The sequence below is a fragment of the Methylobacterium sp. WL12 genome (genome assembly GCF_008039475.1).
Taxonomy (GTDB): Bacteria; Pseudomonadota; Alphaproteobacteria; order Rhizobiales; family Beijerinckiaceae; genus Methylobacterium; species Methylobacterium cerastii.
Genome location: NZ_VRUW01000010.1, coordinates 89,315 through 106,807 on the forward strand (window position 1 = coordinate 89,315; position 17,493 = coordinate 106,807).

Genomic DNA, 17,493 nt, shown 5'->3' on the forward strand with positions numbered 1-17,493 from the left:
CGTGGCCCTAGCTAACTGGCGCTCGGGGGCAACGTTCCAAGCCCGAATGCGACATCTTGATGCCAACCTACGGCTGAATGGCGCCCGAACGACTGGTTAAGAAACCGTGAAACGTCAGCGTTAACGGCTCCTTAAGCGCGCCACGGTTGGATCACCGAGCCGTCCCATTCTGGTCACGGCATCCGGCGATAGAGCCGCCGCTCGATCGAAGCCCGGCCCATGAACGCCGCGGCACGAAAAGGACCAGCAATGGGGGTTTTCCCGGAGCCGGCGCGTTGCGCCGACGACGTGAGCCGACTCGTGCCCAACGGGTCGAATTGTGAAGATGATACCGTGGCTTGGCTGCCGCGGTCCGCCTGCGGGACGCAGCGGAACGACGCTAAATTCCGCCGCCCTTCGCCGTTGCGCCGCCGCACCGCGGCCATGGGGCTGGCCGCCCTGCTCGCCGGCTTCGCCCTGCCGCAGACTGCCTTCGCCCCGGCTGCCTTGGCCCACGACCGGATCGACCAGAGCCCGCGTGCTGCGACCGAACTTGCGAGGGCCGAGCCCTCCGACAACCCTGCCGCGTGGAGCGGCGTTCCGGTCGTCGAGCAGGAGCCGGCCACCAGCGCGCTGATCGCCGGCGATCTCGCCGCCCTGCCCCGGCCCTCGCCCGAGACCGACGACACGATCCGGTTCGGCAAGGTCGGCGTGCCGCGCCGGATCGTCGACACGATCCTGAAGGCTGCTTCCGCCTCCGGCGTCGACCCAGTCTACCTGATGGCTTTGGCCGACAAGGAGTCGAGCTTCTCGACCGACGTGAAGGCGCAGACCTCGTCCGCCGAAGGCCTGTTCCAGTTCGTCACCGCCACCTGGCTCGAAATGATCCGCGACTTCGGCGCCCGCTACGGGCTGGACGCCGAGGCGGCCGCAGTGAAGGGGCGCGGCTCCGCGATCACCGTGGCCGCGCCGATGCGCGAGCGGGTGCTGTCGCTCCGCAAGGACCCCTATGTCGCCGCCTTGATGGCGGCCGAGCTGATCAAGCGCGACCGCGGGCGGATCGAGGCCCGCGTCGGCCGGGTGCTGACCACCTCGGAGCTGTACTTCGCGCATTTCCTCGGCACGTCGAGCGCCGGGCGCTTCCTCACCATGAACGTCGATCGCCCGGACGAGGTCGCCGAGCGCGAGTTCCGCAACGCGGCCCGGGCCAACCGGGCGCTGTTCACCCAGAAGGCCGACAAGGCCGCCGGCAAGGCCCGCCGCCATCTCACGGTGGCCGAGGTCTACGACCGGATCGACGGCATGATCGACCGGCGCCTGTCTCGCTACGAAGGTGTCACCGCCATCGCGCCCACGGTTGAGACGGCCGAGCCCGTGCAGGAGCAGCCGGCCCAGCGCGTCCAGGTCACCGAAGCGCTGCCGCCCGACGGCGAATGATCGATTAGGCGCCTAGCCGCCGCGCGTTCGCGAGCTGCGCCGGGGTGTTCTGCGCGCCCATCGCCTGCGCCATGTCGGCGGCCGACTGGCCGGCGGCGTCGCGCCGACCTGGGTCGGCGCCGTGGGCGAGCAGAAGCGCGACGATCGCGGTACGGTCGAACATCGCAGCGGTCATCAGGGCCGTGCGGCTGCCGTCGCCGGTGCCGTCCACGGCGGCGCCATGCAGCAGCAGCAGCGTGGCGATCGCGATGTCGCCCTTGAAGGCGGCGCCGGCGAGCGGCGTCTGGCCGCGGTCGTTGGCGAGTTCCGGGTCGCCGCCCGCCTCCAGGATGACGCGGGCGGTCTCGGCCTGGCCGTTATAGGCCGCCAGCATCAGCAGGCTGTCGCCCTTGTCGTTGCGGATGTTGGCCGGAAGGCCCTGCCCGAACAGCTCCGCCAACTCCGCGGCATGACCCATCCGCGCGTACTGGAACAGGCGGCCGGCGAACGCGACGGTCTCGTCGTCGAGGGCGGGCGGGGGTGCGTCAGCGGACATGCAACGATCTTCGAGCCTGGGTGGCGACACCGCCGATCTGGCGCCGACCCCCCGGCCTGTCCAGTGCGATCCGGGCCGGTCTCAGGCCGCGGCGGAGACCTTCGGGTTGGTCAGGCCGCCGAAGCGGCGGTCGCGGCGGGTGAACTCGGCCATCGCGGCGGCGAGGTCGTCCTCGCCGAAATCGGGCCACATCCGCTCGGTGAAGTGGAGCTCGGCGTAGGCCGCCTCCCAGAGCATGAAATCGGACAGACGCTTCTCGCCGCCGGTGCGGATCAGCAGGTCGACGTCGACCGGCGAGCCGTGCATCGCGCCGGCGACCTCGGCCCCGAACGCCGCGCGCGACGTCGGCTCTCCGGCGAGCCGCGCGGCGGCGGCGAGGATCGCGTCGCGGGCGGAATAGTCGACGGCGATGCGCAGGTGGAGCTTGCGGCCCTCGGCGGTCGCGGCCTCGGCCCGCTCGATCGCCTCGGGCAGGCCGGCCGGCAGCCGGTCGCGGCGGCCGACGACGCTGAGGCGGGTGCCCGTGCGGGCGAGCCGCGCCGTCTCGTTGCGCAGGTAGACGCGCAGGAGCCGCATCAAGCCGCCGACCTCGTCGGCCGGGCGCTGCCAGTTATCGCTGGAGAAGGCGTAGAGGGTCAGCGTGCCGATCCCGAGCCCTGGGCAGGCCTCGGCCGTGCGCCGGATCGCCTCGACGCCGGTGCGGTGGCCGGCGGCGCGCGGCAGCCCGCGACGGGTCGCCCAGCGGCCGTTGCCGTCCATGATGATCGCCGCGTGGAGGCCCGGCCTGGGGTCGGATGGGCTTTGCATCGTGTGAAGGCTCCGGACGGGAAGCGGCGTGGCAGGCGGAGGCGCAAAAGGGGCGTTCGGCGGTCAGGCTGGGTTGGCATCGAGCCGGCCGGAATCCGGCGCGCGGGCGGCCTTGGCCGCGTCGCGTACCACCTGTTCCAGCACGGCGAGATAATCGAGGAAGCGCGTCCGCCCCGCCGGGGTCAGCCGGCACAGGGTCTGCGGCCGGTTGTGAGCGTGGCCCTTCTCCAGGCTGACCAAGTCGGCCTCCTGCAGCACCGCGAGGTGCCGGCTGAGGTTGCCGTCGGTGAGCCCGCACAGGCGCTTGAGGTCGGGGAACGGAAGGCCCTTCGGGTGGCCGACCAACGAGGTCAGCACGCTCAGCCGCGCCTTCTCGTGGATCACCCGATCGAGCCCTTCGTAGGAGAAGCGGCCGTCGGCCCGGTCAGAGGTCGCCATCGCCGCCTCCCGCGTTCGACATGACGAGGGCGAGCCAGCCCTGCCCGACCGCGAAGGGCAGCCCCATCAGCCAGGGCGAGAGCGCCCGTGTTTCGCTGGCGATCGCCAGCACCGTCAGGCCGGCTAGGAGATACCACGCGCCGGCCCCCTGGACGGCGCGGGGCAGGATCCGCGCCGAGGCGAACAGGCCGAGCCCGACCAGAACCTGCCACAGGCCGGGCAGCATCCAGATCTCATCCGGCGCGAAGCGGGCGATCACCACGGCGAGGCAGGCGCCCGCGCCCGCAGCCGGCAGGAACCCTTCGATCGCGTTCCAGACCATGGCGTCGGCCAGGCCCGAATGCAGCCGGCGCGAGCGCCGCACGGTCTCGATGCCGATCAGCCCACCCGCGGCGCAGGCCGTTGCGATCCACAGGCCGAAGAACAGCAGCGGCCGCGCGCTCGGATCGCCGAGCCAGAGCGCCTGCCCGCAGGCGGTGGCGAGCGCCAGCACCCCGGTGGCGGCCAGGGCCGCCGAGCCGAGGCCGCGAAACGCGGTGTCCCGCGCGATCTGCGAGCGGATCGCGACGATGTCCGCCAGGGCCTTGTCGAGGTCGTGCATGAAGCTCTCCGGACCGGATCATGCTTTGCAATGCAAAGTAACCCGAGCCTGCGAATCCGGCAAGCGATTTGTTGCAACCTGCGGTTTAATACGCTGCCGGGTGGCTGTGCTCCGACGCGGGTCCGCATTGCCGGGGCGCATCACTTTGCGGATCGTTCCATCCCTCTACCGACGTGCTTCGCCAGCGAATTTCCGACCGTCCCGATGTATCCGTGTGCATCACGAAAGCGCGCAAAAAGTCTTTTGTCGGCGCGCACACCCAAAACCGTGCCATCATCACCGCGAACGCAAACGGGAGAACGTGATGGCGACCGAGAACAAGCGCGGAAACCGCGAGACGAAAAAGCCGAAGAAGGCGGTTTCCAAGACGATTGCTGCGGCGCCCTCGACCAAGGACATGGTCAGCGCCGCGATCAAGACCGCCGGCAAGAAGACGAAGTAGCGCGGCGCAGGCCCAAGACCCGCTGGCGGGAAAGCGCCGGTGGAAAAGGTGCCGGCGTTCTCATCCCGCTAACCGACGGCATGCCACCACGGGGCATGCTCGATCGCATCTGGACGACGGCCAAGGCGGTATTCGGGGTAGCCCTGCTCGTGGTCTGCGCGCTGCTGGCCGCGCAAAAGCTCGACCGTGAGCGGGCCGAGCAATCCGCCCAGGCCCTGTTCCGCGCCGGCGGCCCCGAGGCCACCGGCTCGATCACCCCGGCCGCGCCGGCCCTGCCGACGCGGACGCCGTCGGAGTAGCCTTACTCGGCGGCCTGTTGCGCGACGTAGCCGAGCCGGCCGTTCAGCTCCTCGATCAGCTTGACCGCGGCTTCCGCGATCACCGTGCCCGGCGGGAAGATCGCCGAGGCGCCGGCCGCGTAGAGCGCGTCGTAGTCGCCGGGCGGGATCACGCCGCCGATCACGATCATCACGTCGCCGCGGCCCTGCTCGGTGAGCGCCGCCTTCAGCTCCGGCACCAGCGTCAGGTGGCCGGCGGCGAGCGACGACACGCCGACGATGTGCACGTCGTTCTCCACCGCCTGCCGCGCGGCCTCGGCCGGCGTGGCGAAGAGCGGCCCGATATCCACGTCGAAGCCGAGGTCGGCGAAGGCCGAAGCGATCACCTTCTGGCCGCGGTCGTGCCCGTCCTGACCCATCTTGGCGACGAGGATACGCGGGCGGCGCCCGTCGTTCTCCTCGAAGGCCTCGACCAGCCCACGCACCTGCTCGACCGCTGGCGACATGCCACCCACCTCCCGCTTGTACACGCCCGAGATCGACCGGATCTCGGCGCGGTGCCGGCCCCAGGCCTTCTCCAGCGCATCGGAGATCTCGCCCACCGTCGCCTTGGCGCGCGCCGCCTCGACGGCGAGCTCGAGCAGGTTACCCTCCCCTTCCGCCGCCTTGGTGAGGGCCGCGAGCCGCGCGTCGACGTCGGCCTGGTTCCGCTCGGAGCGCAGGCGCTTGAGCTTGTCGATCTGCAGCGTGCGCACGTTGCCGTTATCGACGCGCATCAGCTCGATCTTCATCTCGTCGTCGGGCTTGAACTTGTTGATGCCGACGATGGTCTGGCGGCCGGAATCGATCCGCGCCTGGGCCCGCGCCGCCGCCTCCTCGATCCTGAGCTTCGGGATGCCGGCCTCGATCGCCTTGGCCATGCCGCCGAGCTCCTCGACCTCGCGCAGGTGCTCCCAGGCGCGCGCGACGATGTCGGCGGTGAGCTTCTCGACGTAGTACGAGCCGCCCCACGGATCGACGATGCGCGTGGTGCCGGTCTCCTGCTGGAGGAACAGCTGGGTGTTGCGGGCGATGCGGGCCGAGAAGTCGGTCGGCAGCGCCAGCGCCTCGTCGAGCGCGTTGGTGTGGAGCGATTGCGTGCCGCCCTGCGTCGCCGCCATCGCCTCGATGCAGGTGCGGGTGACGTTGTTGAACACGTCCTGCGCGGTCAGCGACCAGCCCGAGGTCTGCGAGTGGGTGCGCAGCGGCAGCGACTTCTCGCTCTTGGGCTCGAACTCCTTGACGAGCTTGGCCCAGATCAGGCGCGCGGCCCGCATCTTGGCGATCTCCATGAAGTAGTTCGTCGAGATCGCCCAGAAGAACGACAGCCGCGGGGCGAACTGGTCGATCGTCAGGCCGGCGGCCAGACCCGCCTTGATGTACTCGACGCCGTCGGCCAGCGTGTAGGCGAGCTCGAGGTCGTTGGTCGCGCCGGCTTCCTGCATGTGGTAGCCGGAGATCGAGATCGAGTTGAATTTCGGCATGTTCTTCGAGGTGTAGGCGAAGATGTCCGAGATGATCCGCATCGATCCCTTCGGGGGATAGATGTAGGTGTTGCGGACCATGAACTCCTTGAGGATGTCGTTCTGGATCGTACCGGCGAGCTTCTCCGGCGGCACGCCCTGCTCTTCCGCGGCGACGATGTAGAGCGCGAGGATCGGCAGCACCGCGCCGTTCATCGTCATCGACACGGTCATCTCGTCGAGCGGGATGCCGGAGAACAGCGTGCGCATGTCGTAGATCGAATCGATCGCGACGCCCGCCATGCCGACGTCGCCAGACACCCGCGGGTGGTCGGAATCGTAGCCGCGATGGGTCGCGAGGTCGAAGGCAACCGACAGGCCCTTCTGCCCGGCGGCGAGGTTGCGCCGGTAGAACGCGTTCGAATCCTCGGCCGTAGAGAACCCCGCATACTGACGGATCGTCCAGGGCTGGGTGACGTACATCGTCGGATACGGCCCGCGCAGATAGGGCGCGACACCGGGATAGGTGTCGACGAACTCGAGCCCCGCCCGGTCTTCCGGCCCGTAATGGGTCTTCACCGGGATGCCCTCGGGGGTCATCCAAGGCTCCCCCGACGGCGGCGGCGGCACGGCGACGGCGTCCGCGCCCCAGGCGATCTCGGCGAAGTTCGGGATGCGGGAGGTCATGGGCGGTCTTCTCGATCGGGGCCGGGCTTTTCGCCATTATAGGCGAGACGCGATCGGAGGCGACAGCCCTCTTCGTTGCTATGGTTCAGCCATATGAGTCTGGGGCGCTTCTTCCCTCCCCCACAGAGGGGGAAGGAAGAAGCGGTGGCTCTCAGGTGATCAAGCCGCGGTCGCCTCCTGCCCGGCCGCGCGATCCCGCGCGAGCTTGGTCACCGCCACCTGATCGACCTTGCCGGTGCCGAGCATCGGGATCGCGTCGATCACCACCACCTCCGCCGGGATCGCGAGGTCGGGGGCGCCGCGGCCCTTGGCGAAGGCTTGGTAGGCGGCCCGGGTCCCGTCCTTGGCTTGCGTGAACAACACCAGCCGCTCGCCCTTGCGCGCGTCGGGCACCGCGGCCACCGCGCTCGGGCTGTCGGGCCAGAGGTCGGCGGCGGTGGCCTCGATGCCGGCGAGCGAGATCATCTCGCCGGCGATCTTCGCGAAGCGCTTGGCGCGGCCCTTGATCGCGACGAAGCCCTGCGCGTCGATCGCGACGATGTCGCCGGTGTCGTGCCAGCCGTCCACTGGGGCCTCCAGCACGCCGGGGTTCTCGGCGTGGAGATACCCGAGCATGATGTTGCGGCCGCGCACCACGAGGCGGCCGCCCTCGTCGATGCCGGGGACCGGGTCGAGGCGGTGCTCCATGCCCGGCACCAGCCGGCCGACGGTGCCGAAGCGGTTGAACATCGGCGTGTTGACCGCGACCACCGGGCCGCATTCGGTGACGCCGTAGCCTTCGAGGATGCGCAGGCCGAACTTTTCCGCGTAGGTGCGGCGGGTCGTATCCTTCACCGGCTCGGCGCCGGCCACGACGTAGCGCAGCGAACGCAGGTCGTAGGCGTGCGCCACCTTGGCGTAGCCGGTGAGGAAGGTGTCGGTGCCGAACAGGACCGTCGCGTTCGAGCCGTAGACCAGCTCCGGCACGATCCGGTAGTGCAGCGGCGACGGGTAGAGGTAGACCGGCACGCCCGAGACCAGTGGCAGCACCAGGGCCGAGGTCAGCCCGAAGGCGTGGAAGATCGGCAACACGTTGAACACCTTGTCGGACGGTCCGAAATCGATCCGGGCGGCGACCTGGGCGACGTTCGCGAGCATGCCCCGGTTGGCCACCATCACGCCCTTCGGCGTCCCCTCCGAGCCCGAGGTGAACAGGATCGCGGCCGCATCCTCGCCGGTGCGCGCGACGAGCGGCTTTCGGGCCGCGAGAAGGCCGCGGATCTTGTCGCCCGCCGTAACGGTGGCGCGCACGTCCTCCAGGTAGACCAGCTCCACTTTGTCCTTGATCGCCTCGACGAGCGGGCCGAGGCGGCCCTTCTCGATGAAGGCGCGGGAGGTGAGGATCTTCGTCACCTCCGCCGCCTTGCACGCCGACAGGATGTTGGCGGCGCCGGCGGAGAAGTTGATCATCGCCGGCACCCGGCCGGCCGAGGCCAGCGCGAAGAACGTCACCGCGGCGCCGTTGGCGTTCGGAAGCATCAGCCCGATCGCACGGCCCTCCGCCACCATCGGCATCAGCTTGCGGGCGAGGATGTTGGCACCCATCACCAGACGCGAATAGGTCATCTTGCCCGAGACCGGGTCCTCCAAAGCCGTCCGGCGCCATCCGAAGCGCTCGCCGGCCGCGATCAGCGCCGTCATCACGCTGCGGTCGATGTCGGTGGTGTCGAACACGAGTTCGGACATGATGCCGTAGAGCCCCGCGCCCGCAGCCTGCCGCCGAGCCTTGCCTTTGAGGCTTGCGTCGATGTCGAGCTTCACCGGCGGCATCACCGTGACGACGACCTTGGGCCACCAGCGCCGTCTAACCTGGTCGCGTGACAGCCGCGAGAACACGGTCCGCTCCAAGCCCTCGATGCGGACGGGGACGACCATCGCTCCGGACTTGTCGGCGATCAGCCCCGCGCCGTCGTAGACCTTCATCAGGCTGCCGGTGACGGTGAGACGCCCCTCGGGGAAGATGATCAGCGTCTCGCCGCCCTTCACCGCGTTGATCAGCTGGCGGGTGGCGAGCGGGCGCGTCGGGTCGAGCGGCATCGCCTTGGTGACCCGCAGGAACGGCTTCACCCACCAGCGCTGCGCGATGCCATGGTCGACGGCGAAGACCGGCTCCTGGGCGAGCAGCGACAGGGCGAGCGGCGCGTCGAGGAACGAGACGTGGTTGAGGGCGACGATGCAGTTCGCGCCGGCCTTCTCGACGTTGTCGAGGCCGCGGACCTCGAGCCGGTAGAACGCCCGGAACAGGATCGAGAGGAAGTCGCGGAACGGGCTCGTCTCCAGGGTGGCGAGGACGATCACGGCGACGACGAGGTTGAGCACAGCCACGAGCGCCAGCAGCGTCGCGCTGGAGAACCCGGCGCCCTGGAGGGCGGCCAGCGCCAGCGTGCCGCCGACCATGAAGGCCGCCGTCATCACGTTGACGGCGCCGATGATGCGGGCGCGCTTGTCCTTGTCGGTCCAGGCCTGCACCGCGGCGAACGACGGCACGATGTAGAGGCCGCCGGCCATGGCCAGCCCGAGGAAATCGACCGCGACCCGCAGGCCCGAGCCGGTGCGCAGGAAGTCGGCGGCGCCGACCATCGCGCCGGTCTCCGGCGCGTGGTGGGCCACCGTCCAGGCGAGGTCGAGGCCGAACAGGCCCATCAGCACCGCGCCGACGGGGGTCGGCAACAGCACGATCCGCCCGCTGCACAGCCACGAGGCGACGCCGGAACCGAGCGCGATGCCGACCGAGAACACGGCGAGCAGCAGCGTCACCACCGTCTCGGAGCCGTTGAAGTCGTGGCGGACCAGCAGCGGCAGCAGCGACAGCACGACGACGCCGACGAGCCAGAACCAGCTGACGATCACCGAGCCGCGCCACAGGCGGCGGTCGCCCCACAGGTCGCGCAGCAACGCCACGGTCGAGCGCGCGACGTTGCGGTCGACGTGCAGGTCGGGGGCGCCCTCGCCGGTCGCCGGGATGGCGCGGGCGGCGAGCCAGCACAGCACGGCGAAGGCCATGATCAGGCCACCGAAGACGAGGTGCGAGCCGCCCATGGCGCTGGCGAAGCCCGCCGCGATCGTGCCGAGCAGGATCGCGAGGAAGGTCGCGGCCTCGACGAGCGCGTTGCCGGCCGGCAGCTCCTCACGCTTCAGATGATCGGGGAGGATGCCGTACTTGATCGGCCCGAACAGCGCCGCGATGGTCCCGAACAGCCCGAGCGCCACGAACAGGATCGGCACCGAGGCGAGGAAGAAGCCGAGCACGGCGGTGCCGGCGGCGAAGATCTCCGCGAACTTCAGGCGCTTGGCGATGACCGCCTTGTCGTAGCGGTCGGCGAGCTCTCCGCCCAAGCCCGACAGGATGAAGAACGGGCCGATGAACACGGCGCTGGCCAACGTCACCAGGATGCCGGCGTCGGACTCGCCCGCCTGGATGACCTTGAACAGGATCAGGAAGGCGAGCGCGTTCTTGAGGAAGTTGTCGTTGAACGCCGAGAAGAATTGGCACCAAAACAGCGGCGCGAAACGCCGGGCGGTCATCAGCGAACGGAACATGGCGGTCTCCCCGGCTGGGCCATGACTGGCTCAACCCGTGCGGTCGCGTCAAATCCCGGTCCTGCGCTGGCCGAGGACCGAAGTCCGCCGCGCCCCGCCACCGGAATTTGAACAACGTGCAAACTATGCAGTCTGCGGCTGCGCGCAAGCTTGTTCTTGCACGCCGTGCAATCTATCGCTCGATCCCGTGCGCGACCGCACGAGATGCAGCCGGGGCCATAGCGTGAAGACCGTTAAGAAGCGCGCCGCAGGCCCGCGCGGCGACCTCGACCGGGCCGGCTTCGTCGCGCTGGTCTGCGCGGCCGCCGAGGGCATCGTCCGGGACCAGGGCGTGCGCGCCCTTGGGATGCGGCCGCTCGCGACCGCCATCGGCTACGCGCCGAACTCGATCTACAACGCGGTGGGCGACCTCGACGCGGTGCTGCTTCGGGTGAACGCCCGCACCTTCGGCCGTCTGAAGGCCGCCCTCGAAGCCGCCATCGATCCCGAGGCGTCGCCGCGGGCGAACGCGGCGGCCCTGGCCGAGGCCTACCTCGGCTTCGTCGCCGCGGACCCGGCGGTCTGGAGCCTCGTCTCCGACCATGCGCCCGCGCGCGGCGCCGCGGTGCCGGACTGGTACTGGGAGGCGCTGGCGGGCGCCACCGATCTCGTAGATGCGACGCTGAAGCCGCTGCTTCCCGACGCCGACGAGCGCGCCCGGGCGGTCGCCGCCCTGTGGGCCTCGCTCCACGGGCTCGCCTCGCTCTCTACCTCGGGCAAGCTCGGGGCGCTGACGGACGCGGCGCCCATCGACCTCGCCCGGATGCTCGTGGCCCGCTTCCTCTCACCGGACGCCTGATTGACCGCTCCCGCGAAACCGGGTTGTTGGGCGGAAAGTCCCTGAGAGATCGAGCGAACCATGGTCCTGAAACGCGTGCCGACGACGCCGTTCTCCGATCAGAAACCCGGCACGTCGGGGTTGCGCAAGAAGGTCACGCACTTCCGGCAAGCCCATTACGTCGAGACTTTCGTCCAGGCGATCGTCCAGTCCGTCTCCGGCCGCGAGGGCGCGACCCTGGTCCTCGGCGGCGACGGCCGCTTCTTCAACCGCGCTGTGGTGCAGACCACCCTGAAGATCGCCGCCGCCAACGGGTTCGGGCGGGTGCTCGTCGGCCGGGGTGGCCTGCTCTCGACGCCGGCCGCCTCCTGCGTGATCCGTAAGCACGGGGCGATCGGCGGCATCATCCTCTCGGCGAGCCACAATCCCGGCGGCCCGGACGGCGATTTCGGCATCAAGTTCAACACCGCCAACGGCGGCCCGGCGCCCGAGGGCGTCACCGAGGCGATCTTCGAGGCCACGAAGACCCTGACGGAATACCGCATCGCCGACGTGCCCGACCTCGACCTCGACCAAGTCGGGACGACGCGGATCGGCGACATGGTCGTGGAGGTGATCGACCCGGTCGCCGACTACGCCGCGCTGATGGCCGCGCTGATCGACTTCGAGGCGATCCGCGGCCTGTTCGCCTCCGGCTTCCGCATGCGCTTCGACGCCATGAGCGCGGTGACCGGCCCCTACGCCCATGCGATCCTCGAAGGCATGCTCGGCGCGGCCCCCGGCACGGTGGTCAACGGCGAGCCGAAGGAGGATTTCGGCGGGCACCACCCGGACCCGAACCCGGTCCACGCCCACGACCTCTACGACCTGATGCTCGGGGCAGACGCGCCGGATTTCGGCGCCGCCTCGGACGGCGACGGCGACCGCAACATGATCGTCGCGCCGGGCCTGTTCGTCACCCCGAGCGACAGCCTCGCGATCCTTTCCGCGCACGCGACCTCGGCGCCGGGCTACGCCGCGGGCCTTGCCGGCATCGCCCGCTCGATGCCGACCAGCCGCGCCGCCGACCGGGTCGCCGCGGCGCTGGGGATCGGCGCCTACGAGACGCCGACCGGTTGGAAGTTCTTCGGCACCCTGCTCGATGCCGGCCTGATCACCCTCTGCGGCGAGGAGAGCGCCGGCACGGGCTCGAACCACGTCCGCGAGAAGGACGGGCTCTGGGCGGTGCTGCTCTGGCTCAACATCCTGGCGGTGACGGGCAAGCGTGCCGACGCCATCGTGCGCGAGCACTGGGCGCGCTTCGGGCGCGACTACTACACCCGCCACGATTACGAGGAGATCGCCTCCGACGCCGCCAACCGCCTGATGGACGGCCTGCGCGAAAAGCTCGCCGCCCTTCCGGGACGGCGGATCGGCGACTTCACGGTCTCGGCGGCGGACGACTTCCGCTACGTCGACCCGGTGGACGGCTCGGTGAGCGAGCACCAGGGCGTCCGCGTGACCTTCGCGGAGGATGCCCGCATCGTCTACCGCCTGTCCGGTACCGGCACGGCGGGCGCGACGCTGCGCGTCTACATCGAGCGCTACGAGGCCGCGCCGGACCGGCTCGAGCGTCCGGTGGCGGAGATGCTGGCCCCCCTGGTGGCCGTCGCCGGCGAACTCGCCGAGATCGCGGCGCTCACCGGCCGGGCCGAGCCGAGCGTGGTGACCTGAGGGGACAGCCCGACGGCGCAAACTACTGGTCGTAAGGCGCGGAACCGCCGCTTGGCATATTGTGTGCCTCTCCCCGGCGCATGCCTGCGCGGCACGGTGCAAGGAGGCTCCTCCTTGCCGCGGACACGGTAGGCCGACCGCTTGGCGGGCGGCGTCGCCGGGTCCTTCGACGCGCGGGCCGTTCCCGCCCCGCGATCGAAAAGTGCCCGATGGACAAGACTTCGCTCACGCGCCGCCACCTCATGCTCGGCAGCGCCGCCCTTGGTGCGCTCGCCGCCGGCTGGCCGCTCGCGGCGCCCGGCGCCCTCGCGCAAGGCGCACCGGCGCCGGCCGCAGGTGCGCCCTCCGGCAGCCTGACCTACGGCATCTCGATGTCGGACCTGCCGCTCACCACCGGCCAGCCGGACAAGGGCGCGGGCGGCTACCAATTCACCGGGCTGACCCTCTACGATCCGCTGATCGCCTGGGAGCTCGACGTCTCGGACCGTCCGGGCAAGATGGTGCCCGGCCTCGCGACCGCATGGGAGAGCGACCCGGCCGACCGCAAGAACTGGACGTTCCGCCTGCGCGACGGGGTCAAGTTCCACGACGGCTCGGCCTTCGACGCCGACGCGGTGATCTGGAACTTCGACAAGGTGCTCAACAAGGAGGCGCCGCATTTCGACCAGCGCCAGGCCGCCCAGGTGCGCCCGCGCCTGCCCGGCGTCGCGTCCTACAAGAAGCTCGACGCGATGACCGTGCAGGTCACCACCAAGACGGCCGACAGCCTGTTCCCGTACCAGATGCTGTGGTTCCTGATCTCGTCGCCGGCGCAGTTCGAGGCGGTCGGGCGCGACTGGTCGAAATTCGCGTTCCAGCCCTCCGGCACCGGCCCCTACAAGATCGGCGTGCTGCAGCCCCGCGTCCGCCTCGAACTGGTGGCGAACGAGGCCTACTGGAACCCCAAGCGTGCGCCGAAGCTCGCCAAGCTGACGCTGGCCTGCGTGCCGGAAGACCTCGCCCGGGTGAACGCTCTGCTCTCGGGCAACGTGGACCTGATCGAGCTGCCGGCGCCCGATGCCGTGCCGCGCCTCAAGGCCGCCGGCATGCGGATCGTCGGCAACGACACGCCGCACGTGTGGAACTACCACCTGTCGATGGTCGAGGGCTCGCCCTGGCGCGACATCCGCCTGCGCAAGGCCGCCAACCTCGCCGTCGACCGCGACGGCGTGGTCCAGCTGATGGGCGGCCTCGCCGCCCCGGCCGTCGGGCAGGTCCAGGCGTCGAGCCCGTGGTTCGGCAAGCCGACCTTCCAGATCAAGACCGACGTCGCGGCGGCCAAGAAGCTCGTCGAGGAGGCCGGCTTCTCGGTGAAGAACCCGGTGAAGGCGACGATCCTGATTCCCACCGGCGGCACCGGGCAGATGCTGTCCCTGCCGATCAACGAGTTCATCCAGCAGAGCTGGGCCGAGATCGGCATCCAGGTGGAGTTCAAGACCGTCGAGCTGGAGGTCGCCTACACCGGCTGGCGCCAGGGCGCGGCCGACCCGAGCCAGAAGGGCATCTCGGCCGGAAACATCGCCTACGTCACCTCCGACCCGTTCTACGCGATCCTGCGCTTCTACGATTCGCGCCAGGTCGCGCCGAACGGGGTGAACTGGAGCCACTGGAAGAACGCCGAGGTCGACGCCCTCTGCGACAACGTCAAGGCCAGCCTCGACCCGGTCGAGCAGGACAAGCTCCTGGCCCGCATCCACGAGATCGTGGTCGACGAGGCGGTGCAGGTCTGGGTCGTGCACGACACCAACCCGCACGCGCTCTCGAAGAAGGTGAAGAGCTACACCCAGGCCCAGCACTGGTTCCAGGACCTGACGACGCTGGCGTGAGCGGACGGCGCGGGTCTCCCCTCTCCCTGCACGCGGGGAGAGGCCCGGCTGCACCTCGTCGTGCAGCCGGGTAGCGAAGGCGAAGCCGCAGCGGCGGTGAGGGGGAGCGGCCGGAAAAGTCTCGCCCGTTCGCGCCCTTTCGCCTTCGGCTGCCGCCTCGTGTTGCCGACGACGGGGTCGGCAATGCCCTTTCCCCGCGTGCGGAGAGAGGGGATGCGCGGCTTTCTCTGCCGAGGTTCAATGCGAGGCCCGGCATATCCCAGGATATGCGTCGATCGACGACCGCGCGATGCGAATGCCGCTGGCCCGCCTCCACCCCCTCAAAGCCGCTCGGCCTCCGCCGCCTCCCCCGCCAGCCGCACCAGCACCTGCCGCAGCCAGCGGTGGGCCGGGTCGTCGTCGTAGGAGGCGTGCCAGAGCATCGAGACGGCGACCTCTTCGAGCGGCACCGGCGCCGGGCTCACCGTCAGGCCGAGGGCGTCGGCGAAGTAGGTCGCGAGGCGCGCGTGCATCGTCGTGATCACCGGTGCGGCGCGCACCAGGAACGGCACCACCAGGAAGCGCGGCGTCGTGAGCGCCAGGGTGCGCGCCCGGCCGATCTTGGCCAGCGCGTCGTCGACGACCCCGTGGGCGGTCTCGCGCAGGCTGGTGAGGATGTGCGGGAAGCGCAGGTAGTCGTCGAGCGAGATCGGCGGTACGAGCCCGACCTGGCCGGCGTCGAACAGGCAGACGTAGGTGTCGCGGTAGAGCAGCCGCTGCTTGTGATGGGTCTGGCCCTCGAACCCGAAGCCGATGGCGAGGTCGACCCGGTCCGCGTCGAGCTCCTCCAGGATGTGCGTGCGATCGACCGAGCGCAGCAGCAGGCGGATGCCCGGCGCCTCCGCGCGCAGGTAACCGAGCAGCCGCGGCCCGAGCAGCACCTCGGTGCTGTCCGGCAGGCTCACGGTGAAGGTCCGCTCGGTCGTCGCCGGGTCGAACGCCGCCTCGCGGCGCACGATCGCCTGGATCTGTCGCAGGGCCGCGCGAACCGGCTCGGCGAGCGCCAGCGCGCGCGGGGTCGGGCGCATCCCGTCGGGGGCGCGGGTCAGCAGCTCGTCGTCGAACAGCCGGCGCAGGCGGGCGAGGCTCGAGCTCATCGCCGACTGGCCGACGCCGATCCGGGCCGCGGCGCGCGTCACGCTTCGCTCGGCGAGCATCGCGTCGAGGGCGACGAGGAGGTTCAGGTCGACGCGGCTAAGATCGATATGATCGATAGTCATCAACGATACGATCGGTTTGATCCATGCTGCACTGCAGAACATATTCGTGACCAAGGCAAGGGCATCGGGCCCTTCGCAGCACGAAAGTCACACGACCATGTTCACCAAGACCCGCAGCCGCACCGTCGCCCTCGCCGCGATCCTCGCCCTCTCCGCCGGCCTCGGCACGGCGGCCGCCGCCGAGATCAAGCCGGCCCAGGCCGGCAGCGTCGATCTCGGCACGCTCTCGGGCGTCGCCTACTACACGGCCGAGCCGAAGGGCTACCGCGTCGTCGTCACCCTGGCGCCCCGGGCCGCCGCCCCGGCCGTCCGCTTCGAGACGGTGCTGGCCGACGACCAGAGCGTCACGCTCTCGACCCCCCGCCAGGCCGACGCGCCTGCCGAGACGATCGAGATCAGCCGCGCCGGCGACCGCATCCTGGTCCAGCCGTCCCGGACCAAGGCCGTGACGCTCGAGGCCGCGGCCGTCGATTGATCGCGCCCGGTATGCCCGGGCTCGCGGACCCTCCCGGTCTCTCGACGAGGCCGGGAGCAGGCGTTCGTCGCAAAGCCGCCCCGTCGGTCCGCATGCCCTCCAAGGCGCGGCCCAGCGCCACGCGGACATGCTCGCGAAACACCTGCCCCGCGCCGGCAGCTCGCAGCCCCTGCCCCGCACCTCGTCGGGTTCTTCCGGCGGGTTGATCTACCGCAGACTGATCGAAGGCTTCGGTGCGTTCAGACGCGAGCGCATTACAGGCGGTCGAAACCCGTTCGACGAAGCTTGGCTTCGAGGCGTGCCGATCGCGTCGAGATCGATTTACTCTGGATTGGAGGGGACAAAGCCAATCCGTAAAACCGTCATCGCTGACGCCGACTCATCGGCCGCGCATCGTGTTCGCGGTTTTCTATGGAAATGGCGCACCCGACACGATTCGAACGTGTGACCTTTGCCTTCGGAGGGCAACGCTCTATCCAGCTGAGCTACGGGTGCTGACCGTGCGACACCAGTATCCCACAAGAAATTCGCGAATAAGACCAATCTGTTACGCCGTGGATTGGACAATCGTAGTTCAAGGCCGGACTTCAAGCAAGGACCTCGATTTAAGCTGCTTCCGCCCTGCCGTTGTGACACCAGTGTGACAAGCTTGACCCCTGCTTGACCACCCCATCACAGCCAAGGTGGTTCAACGAGATGGAATGCCTGGATCACCGCTTTGGCACGAATCGCAGCTTCCGAGAGCCAGGGGTTTGAGGCGTCGATATAGGCTTCGGCCCGATGGTAAGCCTGCAAGAACTCGGTGCTATGGGGACTAAATAACGCGGCCTTTGGCAAACAGTTGCCAAGCGCTCTGTAACGACCTTATGAAGCTATTTACTAAAAGGCAGCTGAGTCATATTCCGTACGTTCTTCGATTATGAAGAATATTGTTTATTAGATATAACATTTTCATAAATATTATTTTCGGATCTATAGAAATTGACGTGTTGAGTTCCAAGGTCCGGTTTCTTGTTCAAGGATCACGATCTGAACAGCAATATACAATTAAGTCAAAACGAAACAAATATATATTGCTT

At 69.3% G+C, this 17,493-nt stretch carries 14 protein-coding genes and 1 tRNA gene; 7 read left to right on the forward strand and 8 right to left on the reverse strand.

All coding sequences use genetic code 11. From position 1 onward, the window contains the following. Positions 1-402 precede the first annotated feature (402 nt). Entirely contained in the window at positions 403-1,416 is a 1,014-nt protein-coding gene (locus FV226_RS06585) for a transglycosylase SLT domain-containing protein (RefSeq protein WP_348644090.1), read from the forward strand. A gap of 4 nt (positions 1,417-1,420) precedes the next feature. Here the strand turns inward: FV226_RS06585 and FV226_RS06590 are convergent, their stop codons facing one another. The 4 genes from FV226_RS06590 to FV226_RS06605 form a co-directional block, all read right to left on the reverse strand. Beyond that, positions 1,421-1,951, reverse strand: a complete 531-nt coding sequence (locus tag FV226_RS06590; protein ID WP_147762263.1) for an ankyrin repeat domain-containing protein — start codon at positions 1,949-1,951, stop codon at positions 1,421-1,423. Positions 1,952-2,032: 81 nt separating this feature from the next. Then, positions 2,033-2,758: a di-trans,poly-cis-decaprenylcistransferase gene (locus FV226_RS06595; protein ID WP_147762264.1), complete on the reverse strand. Its 726-nt coding sequence runs from the start codon at positions 2,756-2,758 to the stop codon at positions 2,033-2,035. 63 nt (positions 2,759-2,821) lie between these two features. Then, positions 2,822-3,196, reverse strand: a complete 375-nt coding sequence (locus FV226_RS06600; protein WP_147762265.1) for a transcriptional regulator — start codon at positions 3,194-3,196, stop codon at positions 2,822-2,824. Further along, a complete protein-coding gene (locus FV226_RS06605) occupies positions 3,183-3,797 on the reverse strand; it encodes a hypothetical protein (RefSeq protein ID WP_147762266.1) in 615 nt (204 codons plus the stop codon). The genes FV226_RS06600 and FV226_RS06605 overlap by 14 nt, the downstream gene beginning before the upstream one ends. A 304-nt stretch (positions 3,798-4,101) precedes the next feature. Between FV226_RS06605 and FV226_RS27895 the strand changes: the two genes are divergently transcribed. Next, positions 4,102-4,239, forward strand: a complete 138-nt coding sequence (locus FV226_RS27895) for a hypothetical protein (protein ID WP_187273601.1) — start codon at positions 4,102-4,104, stop codon at positions 4,237-4,239. A 95-nt stretch (positions 4,240-4,334) separates the two neighbouring features. Then, positions 4,335-4,538, forward strand: coding sequence for a hypothetical protein (locus FV226_RS06610; protein ID WP_147753348.1), 204 nt, complete (start codon positions 4,335-4,337; stop codon positions 4,536-4,538). 2 nt (positions 4,539-4,540) lie between these two features. Here the strand turns inward: FV226_RS06610 and scpA are convergent, their stop codons facing one another. Both scpA and FV226_RS06620 read right to left on the reverse strand, forming a co-directional pair. Beyond that, on the reverse strand, positions 4,541-6,706 hold the full coding sequence (gene scpA, locus FV226_RS06615; protein ID WP_147762267.1) for a methylmalonyl-CoA mutase: 2,166 nt from the start codon (positions 6,704-6,706) through the stop codon (positions 4,541-4,543). 159 nt (positions 6,707-6,865) lie between these two features. Further along, positions 6,866-10,285, reverse strand: coding sequence for an acyl-[ACP]--phospholipid O-acyltransferase (locus tag FV226_RS06620; RefSeq protein ID WP_147762268.1), 3,420 nt, complete (start codon positions 10,283-10,285; stop codon positions 6,866-6,868). A gap of 223 nt (positions 10,286-10,508) precedes the next feature. Between FV226_RS06620 and FV226_RS06625 the strand changes: the two genes are divergently transcribed. The 3 genes from FV226_RS06625 to FV226_RS06635 all read left to right on the forward strand — a co-directional run bounded on the left by FV226_RS06625 (position 10,509) and on the right by FV226_RS06635 (position 14,680). After that, positions 10,509-11,123 (forward strand): TetR-like C-terminal domain-containing protein, encoded by a 615-nt coding sequence (locus FV226_RS06625; protein WP_147762269.1) that lies wholly within the window; start codon positions 10,509-10,511, stop codon positions 11,121-11,123. A 60-nt stretch (positions 11,124-11,183) separates the two neighbouring features. Further along, positions 11,184-12,815, forward strand: a complete 1,632-nt coding sequence (locus FV226_RS06630) for an alpha-D-glucose phosphate-specific phosphoglucomutase (protein WP_147762270.1) — start codon at positions 11,184-11,186, stop codon at positions 12,813-12,815. Between the two features lie 209 nt (positions 12,816-13,024). Then, on the forward strand, positions 13,025-14,680 hold the full coding sequence (locus FV226_RS06635; RefSeq protein WP_147762271.1) for an ABC transporter substrate-binding protein: 1,656 nt from the start codon (positions 13,025-13,027) through the stop codon (positions 14,678-14,680). 320 nt (positions 14,681-15,000) lie between these two features. On the opposite strand, the gene FV226_RS06640 is transcribed toward FV226_RS06635, so the two are convergent. Then, positions 15,001-15,939 (reverse strand): LysR family transcriptional regulator, encoded by a 939-nt coding sequence (locus FV226_RS06640; RefSeq protein ID WP_147762272.1) that lies wholly within the window; start codon positions 15,937-15,939, stop codon positions 15,001-15,003. A gap of 97 nt (positions 15,940-16,036) precedes the next feature. On the opposite strand from FV226_RS06640, the gene FV226_RS06645 reads away from it, so the two are divergent. Then, a complete protein-coding gene (locus tag FV226_RS06645; RefSeq protein ID WP_147762273.1) occupies positions 16,037-16,414 on the forward strand; it encodes a hypothetical protein in 378 nt (125 codons plus the stop codon). Positions 16,415-16,832: 418 nt separating this feature from the next. On the opposite strand, the gene FV226_RS06650 is transcribed toward FV226_RS06645, so the two are convergent. Then, positions 16,833-16,909, reverse strand: a tRNA-Arg gene (locus FV226_RS06650). Positions 16,910-17,493 lie beyond the last annotated feature (584 nt).